Source organism: Streptomyces sp. PsTaAH-137 (genome assembly GCF_003259365.1).
GTDB lineage: Bacteria > Actinomycetota > Actinomycetes > Streptomycetales > Streptomycetaceae > Streptomyces.
In genome coordinates this window covers 160,382-176,925 of the sequence record NZ_QLLY01000001.1, presented here as the reverse complement: position 1 = coordinate 176,925, position 16,544 = coordinate 160,382, and the positions used below count along the sequence as shown (strand labels likewise).

Genomic DNA, 16,544 nt, shown 5'->3' with positions numbered 1-16,544 from the left:
ACCAAAGATGAACGAGCGGGTCCGGGAACCGCTACTTGCAGCCCACGGGCTCGGCCCTTCCCGGCCAGCGCTCCACGGTTTTGTCGGCGTCGCGCACGTACGCCCGCGACTTGTCAGGGGCCAGCCACAGTTCCCGGCCGTCCTGGCGGTAGCCGGTGTCGACGGCGTCGGCGGGCAGCGGCACGTCCTTCGCGTACGTCGACGACAGACCGTCGATGCCGGCCAACTTCCCCTCGGGATCGCGGAGATACTGCCGTCCGCGCCATCGCCCGTCGTCGCCGCTGCCGAGGGTCACGAACTCCACCGACTGCCAGTCGCAGTGCTCGGCGCCCATCCACCCGACGACCTTCGCGGTGGACACGGCCCTCCCCCGCGTGTCCTGCCACACCATGATCGAGAGGCGCGCCCGGTCGCGGGCCCGGAACTCCGACGGGTCGCAAGCGGCGTGCGTCTCCGCGAACCAGCCGCGCCGGTCCTCGGCCACGATCACGGCCGCCCGGGTGCGGCCCGCGACGTCGTGCGAGTACAGGACACGGTGCCCGCGCCGGGCCTCTACGCGGTAGCCGCGGTCGGGTACCTCGCCGGATCCGTTCGCCAGGTGCCGGGCCAGTGCCTCGGCCGCCGAGCCGGCTCCGTCGTCCCCCGGGCCCTCGTCGGCGAACGAGCCCGCCTCGCTGGGCCTGCCCGCGCACTCCAGTGCCAGCAGGGCCGCGCCGCCGCCCTCCAACGGGCTGTCCTCGCCGACCTGTTCGGGCGTCTTCGTCTTCAGCGGACCGCTGTACGGGGTCGCGGGCGCCGCCGACGGCTGCGTCACGATCAGCCCGTCGGGCACCTCGGTGCCGCACGCCGTGAGCGCCAGCAGGCCGGCAGCGGCCGGAACCGCCCGGCGCAGTGCGTTCCGCATCCTCGTACCACCCTCCCCGCACGGCGCCCGGTGCGCCGTCCCGCCCTGGGACGCGGGAGGGGACCGGAACGTTCAGCCCGTCACGGGCGGACCTGGATCACGGCGTGCGTCCCGGCGGTGCGCCAGGCGCCGTCCGGGGCCGACGCGTCGAGCGCCCGCTCCGTACTCGCGTCGAGGCCCACGATCACCTGCGACTTCAGGGTGCGCAGCGCTGCCACCGGGCCGGGGAAGTAGGCGGTGCGCGCGGCGAACGGCGTGGTCGGCGGCCAGAGCCGGTCGCCCACCAGGCGGCGGTAGTTGAGGTCGCCCTTGAGGACGGTGACGGTGGCGCGGGCGAAGTCGGCGCGCAGATCGTCGGGCATGTCCGCGTAGGGCAGCGGCGCGCAGGAGAACGGGTGGGCGCGCACCTCCAGGACGCCGTCGCGCATCGCCGTCCAGAGCCGGGTGCCCGCCGCGTGCGCGGCACGATGGGTGTCGGACGCGGTCAGATGGCGCAGGGCGTCGAGGACATCGGCGATCGTGGCGTCGGAGACGTAGTACGGGTACGGCTTGACGTGCAGGACGACGCGGGCGGCCCGGCCGTGCCGCAGCAGGTGGTCGGCGAGCAGCAGGTCGGGGACGAGTTCGCGGCCCGCGTTGTCGGCGACCAGGTACACCGTGCTCGGCGCTCCGGCGGGCAGCAGCCGCCACAGGTCGGCGGAGTCGTCCACGACGACGGGTGACTCGGTGCCGCCGTCCTCTGCCTGCTCGGCTCCCATGCGGAAGCCGAGGTCGGCGCGGTTGCCCCACAGGGAGCCGTGCAGCAGGGCCGCCGCCTGTTCGTCGACGGGCCGTGCGGTGAGACGGTCCAGGGCAGCCCGCTCTTCGTCGGCCTCGGCGGTGTGCAGTTCGGCCAGTTTGAAGGGGCGGAACGGGTCCACGCCCTGCCAGGCTCCCGGGCCGAAGTACCCGACGGCGTCGAGGAGTCTGCGGTAGAAGTAGCTCTCGGCCCACAGGAACGGCGCTTCGAGCCAGGGCCTGCCGATGTGCTCGGGCCCGCCCCAGGCGTCCCACCGCTCCCGCCCGGGCGCGTCGGCGGCGAGGGGTGCGATCACTCCCCCGGTGCTCTCGCGCAGCAGCGCGTCCAGGGCGCGGCGCCGCGCGGGCGGGTACGGGAAGGCGTCGAGCAGCCGTCGGACCAGGGCAGGGTGCCGGTCGAGGAACACACTGCGCGGGAAGGAGCCGGGCTCGTCGCTCACGATGACCGGGGCGTCGGGGGTGGGGTCGGACATCATGCGTCCTCGTCGTACGTCGTCATGCTGCGGGCGGTGGGCATGGACCGGGGGACGCTGCTGCTCTACTCGCCCTCCACCAGCCCCCGGAGGCGGTGGAGGTCGGCGGCGACCGTGTCCGCGTCCCGCTCGAAGTCGGCGTCGCTCATGTCCGGCTGGCGGCGCAGGGTGAAGACGACCTCGCTCTCGTCGCCGTCGGGGATCACCCGGACCGGGTTGTGGAAGGTCTCCCCGGACGGCAGCGTGACGTGGTGGTCGAGGACCCCCAGGTCGTTGCGCGGCACGAAGCTCACCACGACCCGTCCCAGCGGGGAGGAGTCGGCGACCCACGCGCCGTCGATCTCCTCGATGGAGGTGCCCAGGCCATGGGCCCACGCGGGGAGGTTCCGCGGGTCCGCCGCGTAGGCGTAGACCTCGTCGGCCGTGCGGTGGACGTGCACGCCGATGTGGCGTGACTCTCGGTCGGAGCTGTTCATGGGGCGATGCTAAGGGACCGCACGCGCCGTCCTCCGCTACGAATCGGACCGGGCCCGCGACGGATGCCCGGGGCACGTCGAGTACCGTCCTGGGAGAGAACGCGCAGGTGGATGAGTTGCGCTGAACAGCCCGGGGGGGCCATGAACAGAAAAAGCGCCCATGACGCGCCAGGTGCCGCGCACGGGGTCGAGGGACAGCCCGACTGCTGGACGCGCGCCGCCGAACTGGCCGTGCGCCACCGTGAGGTGCTGCCGCGGCGCGGCGAGCGGGTCGCGGTCGTCGGGTCCGGGGCGTCGTACGCGATGGCCCAGGCGTACGCGGCGCTGCGCGAGGCCGAGGGGCACGGCGAGACGGACGCCTTCAGCGCGTCGGCGTTCCTGTACGGCCGTGAGTACGACCGCATCGTGGCCCTCACCCGCACCGGCACGGCGCCGGTGATGCAGCGGCTGCTCGGCAAGGTGCACGACAGTGTGCCCAGCGTCGCGATCACCGCGTCGCCGGACGCGCCCGGCATCGCCGATCACACGCTGCGCCTGGACTTCGCCGACGAGCCGCGGGAGGCGATCGCGACCCTCTTCCCCACCACCGTGCTCGCGCTGCTCCGGGCGCACCTGGGCGAGAACCTGGACGACGCCACCGACGACGCGTACGAGGCGATCGAGGAGTCACTGCCCCAAGTGCTGCTCGGGGCACGGCAGTTCACGTTTCTCGGGTCGGGCTGGACGTACGGCATCGCGGAGGCGGCCGCGCAGCTGATGCGGGACAACGCGGGCACCTGGGCGCAGGCGTACCAGGAGCCGGAGTACCGCCCGCGGCCCGCCGGTCCCGGGCAGGATCCGGGCGAGGTCACGTGGGTGTTCGGCGATGTGCCGGAGCGGCTGGCCCAGGCGGTGCGGGAGGCAGGCGGCACGCTGGTGTCGTCCGCCCGCGATCCGCTGGCCGAGCTGGTCCGCGTACAGCGGCTCGCGGTCGCCGGGGCGGCGGGGCCCGCCGCCTGAACGGGCCGCGTCAGCTCATCGGATAGCCGACGATGCTGTACGTGACGGCCGGGACGTCCTGCGTCGAGTAGAAGTGGCCGACCCGGGCGTCGAAGCGGGCGCTGTCCCCCGCCTCCAGATGGTGACGTACGTCGTCGACGACCAGATCGACCCGGCCGGACACCACCATCACGTACTCCACGGAACCGGCGCCGTGCGTGCTGAGCTGGCTCTGCGAGTGCGGGTGGAGCCGGGAGCGGTACATCTCCGTGCGGCCGTGACCGGGGGTGGCGAACAGGAGGTTCACGCTCGTCTCGTCGTCCGGCTCGTCGAGATCACCGGCCCGCACGATGTGCGGGGGCAGCAGGGAGCGCCGCAGCAGCTCCGCCGGATCGGTGCCGAGCGCCGCCGCCACCCGGTGGAGCACGTCGAGGGTCGGATTGGCCTCGGCGCGCTCGATCTGGGAGAGCAGCCCCTTGCTGACGCCGGTTGCGGCCGACAGCTCGCGCAGGCTCCAACCCCCTGCCAGGCGGCGCCTGTTGAGGTTCACCGACAGGGCGTCCCGCGCCACGTCGGGCGCGGCGGCCGCCTGGGCGGGGACGGCGGGCGTCGTGGGAACCGTGGGCACCGTTTCTCCTCGGCAACTGGCCTGCACGCCGGGCCGTACAGGGAACATGCGCTGGTCAGCGTCAGTCTAGGGGGTCGGGCGGCGGTTGTTCAGTCGGCGGCGGCGAGCATCCTCCGGGTCCACGCGTGCCGGGGCCGGTCCAGGACCTCGGCGGCCGGTCCCCGCTCCACGAGTTCCCCGCGGTACATCACGGCGACGTCGTCGGCGATCTGCCGGACCACGCCGAGGTCGTGGGTGATGAACAGCACCGCGAACCCTTCCGTGCGGCGCAGGTCCGCGAGCAGATTGAGGAGTTGGGCCTGCACCGAGACGTCGAGCGCGGCGACCGCCTCGTCGCAGATCAGCAGTTCCGGGCGGACGGCCAACGCCCGTGCGACAGCGACGCGTTGGCGCTCGCCGCCGGAGAGCACGCCGGGTCTGCGGTCGGCGTAGTGGCCGGGCAGCCCGACCTGGCCGAGGAGTTCGGCGACCAGGGCGGCGGCCTGTCCGGCGCGGGCGCGGCGGCCGGTCGCGTCGAGGCGTCCCGCGGCGGACAGCGCCTCGCGCAGGGTGGCGCCGACGTTGCGCAGCGGGTTGAGGGAGGAGTACGGGTCCTGGAAGACGATCTGCGTCCGGGCGGCGAGCGCGGCCCGTGCGGCACCGGCCGGGCGGCGGCCGGGGGCCAGCGGGACGCCGCCGACCTCGACGGCGCCCGCGGAGAAGGTCTCCAGGCCGACGGCGATCCTGGCCAGGGTGGTCTTGCCCGATCCGGACTCGCCGACCAGGGCGGTGACCCGGCCGCGCGCCACGCTCAGCGACACGTCGCGGACGGCGGTGTGCCGCTGCGCGCCCGAGCCGAAGACGCGGTGCACGCCCTGGAACCGCAGGGCCGGGGTGTCGTCCGTGGGCGCACTCGTGCGCTCCTGCGGCAGGGTCGTGGCCCGGAGGCGGGGCGCGGCGGGCCGGTCGCCGAGGTCGGCGGCGCGGACGCAGGCGTTCTGCCGCCCGTCGGGCTCCTCGGGCCACAGGCGCGCCGGGGTGGTACGGCACACGGGGGCGGCGTGGGCGCAGCGGTCGGCGAAGGGGCAGCCGGGACCCCGGCCGCCGGGTGCGGGGACGGAGCCGGGGATGACGGGCAGCCGCTCGTAACGCTCGCGGACGGACGGCTCGGCGAGCAACAAACCCTGGGTGTAGGGGTGTTGGGGGTTCTTGCCGAGGTCGGCGGAGCGTCCCTGTTCGAGCACGGAGCCCGCGTACAGGACGTAGACCCGGTCGCAGGAGGAGAAGGCGACCCGCAGGTCGTGGGTGATGAGGACCAGGCCCATGCCCCGGTCGCGCTGGAGGCCGCGCAGCAGGTCGAGGACGGCCTGCTGGTTGGCGGCGTCGAGGGCGGTCGTCGGCTCGTCGGCGATGAGCAGTTCGGGGTCGCCCGCCAGTGCGGCCGCGGCGGCGACGCGCTGGCGCATACCGCCCGACAGCTCGTGCGGGTAGCGGTCGGCGGTCTCGGGGCCGAGCCCCACCTCGGCCAGGCGCGCGGCGACCTCGGCGCGCCGGGCCGCGCTCCGGGCCCGGCGGCCGGTGGCCGCGGCGAGGGCGGGCAGGTCGGGGCGGAGCCCGTCGGCGATCTGCCGGCCGCAGGTCAGCTGGGGGTGCAGCATCGTGAACGGGTCCTGCATGAGCAGCGTGACGCGGCGCCCGCGCAGGGCGTGCCGGGCCCGCTCGGGCAGGTGCAGGACCTCCTCGCCGCCGAGCCGTACGCTGCCGCCCGCGACGGCGGTGCCCTCGGGGAGCAGGCCGACGACGGCCCGAGTGGTGAGGGACTTGCCGCTGCCGGACTCGCCGACGACGGCGACGCTCTCGCCCGGCCCGACGCGCAGATCGACCCCGTCGAGGAGGGTGACGGGCGCGCCGGGTCCGGCGGTGGCGATCACGCGCAGACCGCGGACGTCCAGCAGGGGGCCGCGTTCGCCGGCGTCGGTCCGCCCGGGGTCCGTCGCCTCGGACAGCTGAGCCATCAGGACCTCCGGTCGGAGAAGATTTCGAAGAGCCGGTCGCCGAGCAGGTTGAGCACCACGGCGGAGACGACGATCGCGAGCGCGGGGGCGAGCGCGGCGGACGGGTTGTCGTAGAGCAGCGTGCGGTTCTCGGCGAGCATCCGGCCCCAGTCGGGGGCGCCGGGCAGCACGCCCAGGCCGAGGAAGGACAGGGACGACAGGGCGACGATCGCGCCGGCGAAGTTCAGCATGGTGTTCGCGACGACCACCGGCAGCACGTTGGGCCAGATGTGCCGGACCATCACGGTGGTGCGGGACAGGCCGAGGGTCTCGGCCGCCTCCACGTACGCGCGGTGGCGCTGCTCCAGGACCGCGGACCGGACGAGGCGGACGTCGCCCGGCGAGGTCAGCACCACCAGGACGGCGACGGCCAGCAGATAGCCTCCGCCGCCGATGCCCGCCACGACCAGGGTGACGAGGAGGGCGGGCAGGGCGAGCAGCAGATCGGCCCAGCGGCGTACGAGGACGTCGGTGAGGCCGCCGAGGTATCCGGCGGCGAGGCCGAGGACGTTGCCGATGACCATCGATCCGAGGGCGACGAGGGCGGCTCCGGCGAGCGTGGAGCGGGCGCCCGCGACGACCATCTGCGCGATGTCGCGGCCGAGTTCGTCGGTGCCGAGCAGGTGTGCGCCGCCCGGCATGGCGGCTCCGGTCAACAGGTCCTGCGCCCCGTAGTCCGGGAAGATCCACTGTCCGGCGATCGCGGCGACGGCGAGCAGCAGGGCGACGGCCGCGCACACGAGGGTGAGCGGGGAGAAGCGGCGGCGCCTGCGGCGGCCGGGGGCTTCGGTGAGCGTGTCGGTGGTCATGCCTGCCTCTTCGCGCGGTGGGGCGCCGTCGGTGCGGGGCGCAGCCGCGGGTCGGCCAACGGGTGGAGGAGGTCGGTGACGAGGTTGGCCAGACAGATCAGCGCGGCGATCAGCAGCGCCTCGGCCTGGACGACCGGCACGTCCCGGAACGTCACCGACGACACGAGCAGTTGGCCGAGCCCCGGGAGGGCGTAGACCTGTTCGACCATCACGGTGCCCGCGAGCAGATAGGCGAGGACCAGGCCGATGCCGGTGGTGACGGGCACGACCGTGCCGCGCAGGACGTAGCGGGTGAGGACGGTGCGGGTGGGGACGCCGCGGGCGCGCGCGAAGGTCACGTGCTCCCGGTCGAGTTCGCGGATCACCGCGGCGCGGGTCAGTTTGAGCAGCACGCCGGTGACGGCGAGGCCCAGGGTGACGGCGGGCAGGATCAGATGGAGCAGCCGGTCGCCCGCGCCGCCGTCGCCGGTGCCGTAGGCGGGGAACCAGCCCAGCAGCAGCGAGAACACGTAGATGAGGAGGAGGCCCCCGGCGAACGCGGGCGTGGACAGGGCGACGACGCCGAGGCTCTGCGCCACCCGGTCGCTCGCACGGCGGGCACGCAGCCCGGCGAGCACCCCGAGAGGCAGCCCCACCAGGAGCGCCACGGCGAAGCCGAGCAGGACGAGTTGGACGGTGAGCGCGAACCGGTCGCCGAGCACCGCGGTGACGTCGGCGCCGGTGCGGATGGAGACCCCGAGGTCACCGTGGACGGCGTCGAGCAGCCAGTGTCCGTACTGCGCGGCCAGCGGTTCGTCGAGCCGGTACCTGGCACGTACGGCGGCCAGGGCGTCCGGGGTGGCGCTGCGGGCGCCGAGCAGGGTGCGGGCCGGGTCGCCGGGCGCGAGCCGCACCAGGGCGAACACGGCGACGGACAGCACGGCGAGCAGCGCCGCGGTCCCGGCGAGCCGACGGGCCACGTAGCGCCAGGGCAGCGCCGTGCCGAGCCGCTCGCGCAGCCGGGGCACGGGCACGGGCCGGCCGCCGAACGGCGCGCCGGTGGCGGGGAGTTCTGCGGTCACGGGGTCCGGTCCTTCGGGGGCTGTGCGGCGTCCTCGCCGACGACGTGGCGGGCGAGCCAGGCCTCGGCGCGGGCCGCGGCGTCGAGGAGGTGCGCGGGGTCGGTGAACTCGTGGCCCTCGCCGGGGTAGACGTGCAGCTCCACTGGCGCGGCGCCGCCCCGGCTCCAGGCCCGGTACAGCTCGTGGGCCTGGGAGACGGGGGTGACCCGGTCGCGTTCGCCGTGCAGCACCAGGACGGGGGTGTCGGGCGCGGGACGGAAGACGGGTGAGTGCGCGACGAGCGCGGCACGGCCCTCGGGCGTCCGGGCGTCGCCGATGCCGTAGGTGTGCTCGTAGCCGCCGCCGATGTTCGAGGTGTGGGCGAAGCTGAGCCAGTCGGTGGGCGCAGAGACGACGACGGCGGCGCGGAAGGCGCCGCTGCGGGCGGCCATGGCGGCGAGGTAGCCGCCGTAGCTGTGCCCGAGCACGGCTGCCCTGCCGGGTGCGGCCTCGCCGCGCTCGACGGCGGCCGTGACGCCGGTGAGCAGGTCGTCGAAGTCGCCGCGGCCGACGACGCCGACGACGCCGAGCGCATGGTCGAGGCCGTAGCCGCTGCTGCCGCGCACATTGGGCAGCAGCACCAGCCAGCCCGCCGCGGCGAGCGCGGGGGCGAGGCCGAGGACGTCGCCGGGCGCGTGTCCCGCGGACCACTGCCAGGACGGGCCGCCGTGCACGAGGACGGCCAGGGGGCGCGGGCCGGGACTGTCGCCGCCGGGAGCCGGGGTGCCGGGCGCGTCGAGCAGGAGGCCGTGCACGGGGCGGCCGTCGGCCGAGGTCCAGGAGGTCTCGCGGGTGCGGACCGGGGCGAGTGCGGTCGAGGCCGCGGAGTCCGGGTTCAGCGCGGTGACGGGGCGCCAGGCCCAGGCGTCGGGACCGGCGGTGGCGGCGACGACGGCCTGCGGCGGGCGGCCGGGTGCGTCGAGGACGGCCGCGGCGAGCGTGCCGTCGGCGCTGAGGGCGAGCGCGGGCTGGAAGGCCGGCCCGCCGAGCACGGCCCGCTCCTGCCACACGGTCGTGACGTCGGCGCCGCCGTCGGCTTCGGGATCGAGACGGACGCGTGCGACCCGGCTGCCGGTCCCGGCCCAGCCCGCCAGCAGCAGCCGGTCCGGGTCGTCGGGATCGGGCAGCAGCCAGGTGGCGTCCTCGGCGGCGGTCGGCCGGGTGACGGTGCCGTCGGTGAGATCCACGAGAACCGGTCGCCCCGCGACGATGGAGATCCCCTCGACCACGACGGCGCGCCGCCCGTCCGGCGTCAGGGCGGGGGCGGCCAACTGCCCCTGCGGCGTGTAGAGGGTGCGGGTGCCGCCGTCGGTGAGGTCGACGTCGACGAGCCGGCCCCGGTAGTAGCCGCTCGGCAGGTTCTCGGGCGAGGCGGTCGCGATCGCGCGGGTGCCGCCGCGCCAGGCGACGTTCCACACGGTGAGGTCCGTCGGGCCCGCCTCGCGCAGCACGACGGTCCCCGGCTGCTCGGGCAGCGTGCCGTGCAGCAGCCGGCGGCGTCCGGCGGCGGGCCGGAAGGACTCGGGGGCGGGGTCCTGGCCCAGCCGCACCGGGAGCCCGAGGTGCATGCCGTCGCGCTCGGCGCCGTCGTCGGCGACAAGCAGCAGCACCTCGCTCCCGTCGTCGGCGACGAGCAGGTCCTCGGTCTCGCCGGGTATCGAAGCGAGCGTCGTCGTACGGCCGTCGAGACTGTCCCAGAGGGTGAGCGCGGGCAGCCCGGTGGCGTCCGTCTCGGTGACGAGCAGCAGGGTGCGGGAGTCGGGCAGCCAGCGCGGGAACTGTCCGGAGCGGGTGCCGCCCGCCGCGCGGCCCTCCGTGTCCACGAGCTGGACGTGGGTGCCGCCGGGTCCGGCGACGGTCACCGCCACTCGCCGCCCGTCGGGGCTCGGCCGCGCCTCCAGCGGATGGTCGAGGTCGAGCACCGCCTCCAGCACGTGCCGGACCGCGGCTGCCGTGGGGCGTTCACGGTCGGGAGAGTGGGCGGGGCGGGGCATGCTCGGTCCGTTCGTGGTGCCTGGTGGGGTGCGTGTGCCGGGCGCGGGAGGGGGATGCGGGGGTGCACCCGGCACACGCGGTCGAGGGGCGGTCCGGCCGGACCGCGCAGGGGTGGTTCCGGTCAGGCGGTCTTCTTGACGCGGGTCGCCCAGGGGCCGACGAGGGCGAACGCGCCGGGCTCCTCCAAGACGTACTCCTTCGCGAGGGCCGTCGCGGTCTGCGCCCACCACAGCGGCAGGTACGGCAGGTCGGGCGCCGCGTCCTGGAGCGCGCCGAGGAGCAGCCGGCCGCGCTCCGCCTTGCCGGTCTCCGTCTTGGCGCGGGCCAGCGCGTCGTCGACGTCGCTGTTCTCGTAGTGCGGCAGGTTCGTCGCCGAGGCCGCGCTCGCGAGGTACGAGTCCGTCAGCTCGGCGGGGTCGCCGGTCACGGGGAAGTACCAGAGGAACTGCAACGGCTTCTTGCCCGGCACCAGGTCGGCGATCCACTGCTCCAGCGTGACCTCCTTGACCTTGAGCGTGATGCCCAGTTCCTTGAGCGCGTCGGCGAGGGCGAGCGCCGCCTTGCCGAGCTGCGGGCCGCTGTTGGGATACGAGAGGTCGAGGCTGAAGCCGTCCTTGTGCCGCGACTTGGCCAGTTCCGCCTTGGCGGCCTTGATGCTGTGGTCGAAGGCGGGCAGTGCCGCGTAGCCGCGCTTGACCTTGCTCTCGTCGAGCAGGGCGCCCCACATCTGCGGGGACACGAGCGTCGAGGCGACCTCGGCCTTGCCGTGCAGGATGCCGCGGACCATGCCGGACCGGTCGGCGGCGTACGCGAACGCGCGGCGTACGTGCACGTCGTCGAAGGGGGCCTTGGCGGTGTCGAAGGCCAGCGCGACGACGGAACGGTCGCCGGTGTAGGTGACCTCGGCCGTCGACTCCCAGCTGCGGGCCTCGTCGGAGGGCAGGTTCAGGGCGCCGTCGACGGAGCCGGACTTCATGGCCACGAGGCGGGTGCCCGCGTCGGGGATGAACGACAGCTTCAGCGTCCGCACCGAGGGGGTGTCGCCCCACCAGTCGCCGTTGCGCTCCAACTGCACGTGGTCGTCGGGCACGAACGAGGTCACCTTGTAGGCGCCGGTGCCGAGGAGCAGGGTCTTGGCGGTGCCGACCTTGCCCTTGTTCTCGGCCAGGAACGCCTTGCTGCTGATGAGCAGGGTGCCGGGCGTCGGGGTCCAGGCGAACGCGGCGTCCGCCGTCTTCAGCCTGATCGTGATCTCGCGGTCGCCGGTGGCCTTCACCGAGGCCACGTTCGCCCAGGCGTAGGCGAGGGCGCTGCCCTCGGCGCGGGCGGCCTCGATGGAGGCGATGACGTCGTCGGTGGTGACCTCGGCGCCGTCGGAGAACGTGGCGCCGGAACGCAGCGTGTACACGTACGTCTTGGCGTCGGGCTGCTTCCAGGACGTGGCGAGCCCGGGCTCCAGCTCTCCGGTGGGGCTCACCGCGAGCAGGGACTCCTGGACGAGCGCGGCCACCAGGTAGTTGAGGATGCCCGCCTCACGGCTGATGTCGAGGCTGGACAGCGACGAGGGCAGCGCCAGGGTGAGCTTGTCGACGGGCGTGTCCGTGCCCCGGGCGGCCGTTCCGTCCGCGCCGTCGTCCTTACGCTGGGGCGAACACGCGGAGACGACCATGGACGCGGCGAGCACACCGGCGCCCGCTCCCGTCATCCGCAGCACACCACGCCTGCTGAACCGTCCGCCGGCCTCGGAGTTCACCGTATCCACCTATCGCCATCGACCCTCGCGTCCACTGCGTGAGCCCATCTGGGCGTGGACGGTATACGGGAGGCTTGGGGGATGTCAAAGGTCGGCTTATCGACTTCGTGAGGGTGAAGGGACAAGGGTGACCGGGCGGGGTGAGCGGACAGCAAAAAGCCCCGGCCCGGGATCGCTCCCGGCCGGGGCCTTCGTACAACTGGATGCTGCTGGTTACTGGTGTCCGAGGGGGGACTTGAACCCCCACGCCCGATAAAGGGCACTAGCACCTCAAGCTAGCGCGTCTGCCATTCCGCCACCCGGACAAGGTGTCGGCGCTCACGGGGCGATGCCCGCGGCGACACGGAGAACCATACCAAGACTTCGCGGCACCTCTCACCTGCATAAACGCCCCTCTTGCGGAGCGTCCGCACAACGCAGAAGTGCCGACCGGAATCTCTTCCGATCGGCACTCCGGCCACCTGTGTGGCCCTGTGTGTCCGAGGGGGGACTTGAACCCCCACGCCCGATAAAGGGCACTAGCACCTCAAGCTAGCGCGTCTGCCATTCCGCCACCCGGACAAGGTGTTGGCGCTCGCGAGGCGATGCCCGCGGCGACATGGACAACAATACCAAGACTTGCGGGTGCCCTTCACCCGCGTATCCGCCCGCCGGAGACCGGCCGGCACCCCTTCACCGTGCGTGACCGCATGATCGCGTCAGTGCACGGAAAGGGGCTTCGACCTCGGGTTTCGCCGTCGGTGGGCGGATCGGCCGCTAGGCCCGCCGGGCGGAGGTCCGCGTGATCACGGCATCAGGTGGTAGTCGGGGAAGTTCCCGGGCAGCCGCTCCCCCGCCGGTCCCTGCGTGACGGCGCGCACCAGCAGCTCGCCGCCGACGAACGCGCCGCGCCAGGACGCCCCGAAGCCGCCGAACAGTTCGTCGCGGTCGCCGCGCGAGCGGGGCTTGCCGTGGCCGACCTTGAAGGCGCGGATCTGCGGGGCGAGCCGCTCGTAGGTTTCCTCGCCGTCGGTGGAGAGGGTCGCGACCAGGGCGCCGTTCGACGCGTTCATGGCCGCGAGCAGCTCCGCCTCCGTGTCGACCAGGACGATGGTGTCGACCGGGCCGAAGGGTTCCGCGTGGTGCAGCGGCGAGGACGGGGGCGGGCCGAGGAGCGTCACCGGATGGACGTAGGCGCTGGTGTCCTGGCCCGGCAGGAAGCGGTCCGGGTCGGGGACGGCGCGGTGCAGCGGCACGGCGCCGCGGTCGATCGCCTCGCCGACCTGGTCGGTGAGTTCCTTGGCCTTGGCCGCGTTGATGAGCGGGCCGAAGTCGAGCTGCGGGTACGGGTCCTCGGCGTCCTCGACGGCGAGCGGGTGTCCGACGCGCAGGGTGCGCACCGCGGGCAGGTACGCGGCGAGGAACGCGTCGAAGGCGTCGCGCTGCACGACGAACCGCGGGTAGGCGGTGCAGCGCTGCTTGCCGTAGTCGAAGAGCTTGGGGATCGCGGCTGTCAGCGCGTCCCAGTCCGTGTGGTTCCAGATGCCCCAGGTGTTGAGTCCTTCCTGTTCGAGGATGTGCCGCTTGCCGAGGTCGGCGACGGCGGTGGCCACGGCCGCGCCGGTGTCACGGCCGCCGACGAAGGAGACGCAGCCGATCTCGGGCGCCCGCACCAGCGCCTGGGAGAGCTGCCCGCCGCTGCCGCTGACGAGGGTGACGGGGATCCCCTCGCGGGCGGCGAGGGCGCAGGCCAGGGTCAGACAGGAGACACCGCCGTCGGTCGGGGTCTTGGCGATGACCGCGTTTCCTGCCAGTGCCTGCACCAGCATGGCGTGAACGAGCACGCTCATCGGATAGTTCCAGCTGGCGATGTTGGACACCGGCCCGGCCAACGGCGTGCGGTCGCCCAGGAGTTCGTCGATGCCGTCGACGTACCAGCGCACTCCGTCGATGGCCCGGTCGACGTCGGCCTGGGCGAGCCGCCACGGCTTGCCGATCTCCCAGACGAGGAGCAGGGCGAGCAGTTCGCGGTGCTGGGTGAGGGCGTCGAGGGTGGCGGCGACGCGGGCGCGGCGTTCGTTCAGGGGTACGTGCCGCCAGGCGCGGTGCTGGTCGAGGGAGGCGCGTACGGCCTGGTGGGCGGTGTCGGCGTCGAGGCGCGGCGGGCCTGCGATGGGGCTGCCGTCGACGGGGGTGGTGGCGGGCAGCGTACGGCCGTCGGCCTGCCAGTCGCCGTTCCAGAGGTTGAGGACGCGGTCGTCACGGAAGGCCTCGGGGGCCGCGCCGAGGCAGCGCTGCCAGGCGTCGTTCCAGGACGTTCCTGCTTTGAGGGTGGTTGCCATTGCGTTCGGTCTCCGCTCACGGTGCACAGTCGGGGCGGGCGTCTTGCTGGCTGTTGGTGCTGTGGACGGGAGGTGCCCGCTGGACACCTCCCGTATGCCAAGGACCGTACGGGGAACGGCGGTCGGCACGTATGAATCGCGTCACTCGCCGTCGGCGAGGCACTCCGTCACGAGCCGTGCCGTCTCGGTCGGTGTCGAGCCGACCCGCACACCGACCGCTTCCAGCGCCTCCTTCTTGGCCCGCGCGGTACCCGAGGAGCCGGAGACGATGGCTCCGGCGTGCCCCATGGTCCTGCCTTCGGGGGCGGTGAACCCGGCGATGTAGGCGACGACGGGCTTGGTGACGTGGTCGCGGATGTACGCCGCCGCCCGCTCCTCCGCGTCGCCGCCGATCTCCCCGATGAGGACGACCAGTTCGGTCTCCGGGTCGTCCTGGAACGCGGCGAGGCAGTCGATGTGGCTGGTGCCGACGACGGGGTCGCCGCCGATGCCGACACATGTCGAGAAGCCGATGTCCCGGAGCTCGTACATGAGTTGGTAGGTGAGGGTGCCGGACTTGGAGACGAGTCCGATGCGGCCGGGTTTGGTGATGTCGGCGGGGATGATGCCCGCGTTGGACTCGCCCGGTGTGATCAGGCCGGGGCAGTTGGGGCCGATGACGCGGGTGCCCTTGCTCCGGGCGTACGCGTGGAAGGCGACGGAGTCGTGGACCGGGATGCCCTCGGTGATGACGACGGCGAGGGGGATGCCGGCGTCGGCCGCCTCGACGACGGCGGCCTTGGCGTAGGCGGGCGGGACGAAGAGGACGGTGACGTCGGCGCCGGTGCGGGCCATACCGTCCGCGACGCCGCCGAAGACGGGGACGGCCCGGTCGTCGAAGTCGACGGTGCGGCCGGCCTTGCGGGGGTTGACGCCGCCGACCACGTTCGTGCCCGCGGCGAGCATCCGGCTGGTGTGCTTCATGCCTTCGGCGCCCGTCATGCCCTGGACGAGAACCTTGCTCTCCTGGGTGAGATAGATGGCCATGTCCGGTCTCCTCAGTCGACGTCGGTCGCGAGTTCGGCGGCGCGGCGCGCGGCGCCGTCCATGGTGGGCACCTGCTGGATCAGCGGGTGGGCGCGGGAGTCGAGGACGGCGCGGCCCCGGGCGGCGTTGTTGCCGTCGAGCCGGACGACGAGCGGCTTGGTCAGCCGGACGCTGTCGAGGGCGCTGACGATGCCGTCGGCGACCGCGTCGCAGGCGGTGATGCCGCCGAAGACGTTCACGAGGACGGACTTCACGGACGGGTCGGAGAGGATGACGTTCAGTCCGTCGGCCATCGTCCGGGCGGAGGCGCCGCCGCCGATGTCGAGGAAGTTGGCGGGGCGGGCGCCGCAGCCGGCGACGACGTCGAGGGTGGACATGACCAGTCCCGCGCCGTTGCCGATGATGCCGACCTCGCCGTCGAGCTTGACGTAGTTGAGGCCCTTGGCGGCCGCTTCCGCCTCCAGCGGGTCGTCGTGCGCGGTCTCCTGGGCGCCCCAGCGCTCGCGCCGGAAGCGGGCGTTGTCGTCGAGGGTGACCTTGCCGTCGAGGGCGAGGATCTGTCCCTGCGCGGTGCGCACCAGGGGGTTCACCTCCACCAGGACGGCGTCCTCGCGGGTGAGGACGTTCCAGAGGCGTACGAGGACGTCGACGGTCTGCGGTGGCAGTCCGGCGGCCTCGGCGATCCGTGCGGCTGTAGCCGTGGTGACGCCCTCCGCCGGGTCGACGGGGATCCGGGCTACGGCTTCGGGCCGTGCGGCGGCGACCTCCTCGATCTCCATGCCGCCCTCGGCGGACGCAATGGCGAGGAAGGTTCCGGCGGTGCGGTCGAGCACGTAGGAGACGTAGAACTCGTCCTCGATGTCGACCGGTTGGGCCAGCATCACCGTGCCGACGGTGTGGCCCTTGATGTCCATGCCGAGGATCTGACGTGCCGTGAGCTCGGCGGCGGCCGGGTCGGCGGCCACCTTCACGCCGCCGGCCTTGCCCCGCCCACCGGTCCTGACCTGGGCCTTGACGACGACACGCCCGCCGAGCCTGCGGGCGATCTCGCGCGCTTCCTTCGAGGAGTCGGTGATCTCCGCGCGCGGCACCAAGATGCCGTGTTCCGCGAAGAGTTCCCTTGCCTGGTGTTCGTACAGGTCCATTTCGGCTCCTGACTTGAAAGTGCCGCACGCCCCCTGGACACCACCCATCGGATGCGGGATAACAAGGTTCATACAGTATTCGTCGACTGTATGCAATGTACGAGC

The 16,544-nt window shown here is 73.5% G+C and carries 13 protein-coding genes and 2 tRNA genes; 1 reads left to right on the top strand and 14 read right to left on the bottom strand.

The genetic code is table 11. From position 1 onward, the window contains the following. Window positions 1-31: 31 nt before the first annotated feature. The 3 genes from K377_RS00720 to K377_RS00710 form a co-directional block, all read right to left on the bottom strand. Window positions 32-904, bottom strand: coding sequence for a hypothetical protein (locus K377_RS00720; protein ID WP_111661079.1), 873 nt, complete (start codon window positions 902-904; stop codon window positions 32-34). Window positions 905-984: 80 nt separating this feature from the next. Continuing rightward, window positions 985-2,178, bottom strand: coding sequence for a damage-control phosphatase ARMT1 family protein (locus K377_RS00715; protein ID WP_375605888.1), 1,194 nt, complete (start codon window positions 2,176-2,178; stop codon window positions 985-987). Window positions 2,179-2,240: 62 nt separating this feature from the next. Then, window positions 2,241-2,651: an SRPBCC family protein gene (locus K377_RS00710; protein WP_111661078.1), complete on the bottom strand. Its 411-nt coding sequence runs from the start codon at window positions 2,649-2,651 to the stop codon at window positions 2,241-2,243. Between the two features lie 141 nt (window positions 2,652-2,792). Between K377_RS00710 and K377_RS00705 the strand changes: the two genes are divergently transcribed. Then, window positions 2,793-3,650, top strand: coding sequence for an SIS domain-containing protein (locus K377_RS00705; RefSeq protein WP_237551856.1), 858 nt, complete (start codon window positions 2,793-2,795; stop codon window positions 3,648-3,650). A 10-nt stretch (window positions 3,651-3,660) separates the two neighbouring features. Here the strand turns inward: K377_RS00705 and K377_RS00700 are convergent, their stop codons facing one another. From K377_RS00700 to sucC, 11 genes are all read right to left on the bottom strand, one after another. Then, window positions 3,661-4,257, bottom strand: a complete 597-nt coding sequence (locus K377_RS00700) for an XRE family transcriptional regulator (RefSeq protein WP_258394939.1) — start codon at window positions 4,255-4,257, stop codon at window positions 3,661-3,663. 89 nt (window positions 4,258-4,346) lie between these two features. Then, a complete protein-coding gene (locus K377_RS00695; RefSeq protein WP_111661076.1) occupies window positions 4,347-6,251 on the bottom strand; it encodes an ABC transporter ATP-binding protein in 1,905 nt (634 codons plus the stop codon). Continuing rightward, complete coding sequence (locus K377_RS00690) at window positions 6,251-7,099, bottom strand: ABC transporter permease (protein WP_111661075.1); 849 nt, start codon at window positions 7,097-7,099, stop codon at window positions 6,251-6,253. The genes K377_RS00695 and K377_RS00690 overlap by 1 nt, the downstream gene beginning before the upstream one ends. Next, entirely contained in the window at window positions 7,096-8,160 is a 1,065-nt protein-coding gene (locus K377_RS00685; RefSeq protein ID WP_111661074.1) for an ABC transporter permease, read from the bottom strand. Before K377_RS00685 ends, K377_RS00690 begins: the two co-directional genes overlap by 4 nt. Continuing rightward, the gene (locus tag K377_RS00680) at window positions 8,157-10,193 is read right to left on the bottom strand and encodes a prolyl oligopeptidase family serine peptidase (protein ID WP_111661073.1); all 2,037 of its coding nucleotides are present in this window, start codon (window positions 10,191-10,193) and stop codon (window positions 8,157-8,159) included. Before K377_RS00680 ends, K377_RS00685 begins: the two co-directional genes overlap by 4 nt. Window positions 10,194-10,315: 122 nt before the next feature. Further along, window positions 10,316-11,947: an ABC transporter substrate-binding protein gene (locus K377_RS00675; RefSeq protein WP_111661072.1), complete on the bottom strand. Its 1,632-nt coding sequence runs from the start codon at window positions 11,945-11,947 to the stop codon at window positions 10,316-10,318. A gap of 217 nt (window positions 11,948-12,164) precedes the next feature. Then, window positions 12,165-12,252: transfer RNA gene (locus K377_RS00670), tRNA-Leu, on the bottom strand. Window positions 12,253-12,423: 171 nt separating this feature from the next. Continuing rightward, a tRNA-Leu gene (locus tag K377_RS00665) sits at window positions 12,424-12,508 on the bottom strand. A 224-nt stretch (window positions 12,509-12,732) separates the two neighbouring features. Next, window positions 12,733-14,268: an aldehyde dehydrogenase family protein gene (locus K377_RS00660; protein ID WP_111661071.1), complete on the bottom strand. Its 1,536-nt coding sequence runs from the start codon at window positions 14,266-14,268 to the stop codon at window positions 12,733-12,735. Window positions 14,269-14,409: 141 nt separating this feature from the next. Then, window positions 14,410-15,294 carry a succinate--CoA ligase subunit alpha gene (sucD, locus tag K377_RS00655; RefSeq protein WP_111661070.1) on the bottom strand — a complete coding sequence of 295 codons (885 nt, stop codon included), beginning with the start codon at window positions 15,292-15,294 and terminating at the stop codon, window positions 14,410-14,412. 11 nt (window positions 15,295-15,305) lie between these two features. Continuing rightward, complete coding sequence (sucC, locus tag K377_RS00650) at window positions 15,306-16,439, bottom strand: ADP-forming succinate--CoA ligase subunit beta (RefSeq protein WP_111661069.1); 1,134 nt, start codon at window positions 16,437-16,439, stop codon at window positions 15,306-15,308. Window positions 16,440-16,544: the final 105 nt, after the last annotated feature.

Bases quoted from the DNA above. Each gene is read 5' to 3' on its own strand.
- K377_RS00720 (WP_111661079.1), bottom strand. From the start codon at position 904: ATGCGGAACGCACTGCGCCGGGCGGTTCCGGCCGCTGCCGGCCTGCTG.
- K377_RS00715 (WP_375605888.1), bottom strand. From the start codon at position 2,178: ATGATGTCCGACCCCACCCCCGACGCCCCGGTCATCGTGAGCGACGAG.
- K377_RS00710 (WP_111661078.1), bottom strand. From the start codon at position 2,651: ATGAACAGCTCCGACCGAGAGTCACGCCACATCGGCGTGCACGTCCAC.
- K377_RS00705 (WP_237551856.1), top strand. From the start codon at position 2,793: ATGAACAGAAAAAGCGCCCATGACGCGCCAGGTGCCGCGCACGGGGTC.
- K377_RS00695 (WP_111661076.1), bottom strand. From the start codon at position 6,251: ATGGCTCAGCTGTCCGAGGCGACGGACCCCGGGCGGACCGACGCCGGC.
- K377_RS00690 (WP_111661075.1), bottom strand. From the start codon at position 7,099: ATGACCACCGACACGCTCACCGAAGCCCCCGGCCGCCGCAGGCGCCGC.
- K377_RS00680 (WP_111661073.1), bottom strand. From the start codon at position 10,193: ATGCCCCGCCCCGCCCACTCTCCCGACCGTGAACGCCCCACGGCAGCC.
- K377_RS00660 (WP_111661071.1), bottom strand. From the start codon at position 14,268: ATGGCAACCACCCTCAAAGCAGGAACGTCCTGGAACGACGCCTGGCAG.
- sucD (WP_111661070.1), bottom strand. From the start codon at position 15,294: ATGGCCATCTATCTCACCCAGGAGAGCAAGGTTCTCGTCCAGGGCATG.
- sucC (WP_111661069.1), bottom strand. From the start codon at position 16,439: ATGGACCTGTACGAACACCAGGCAAGGGAACTCTTCGCGGAACACGGC.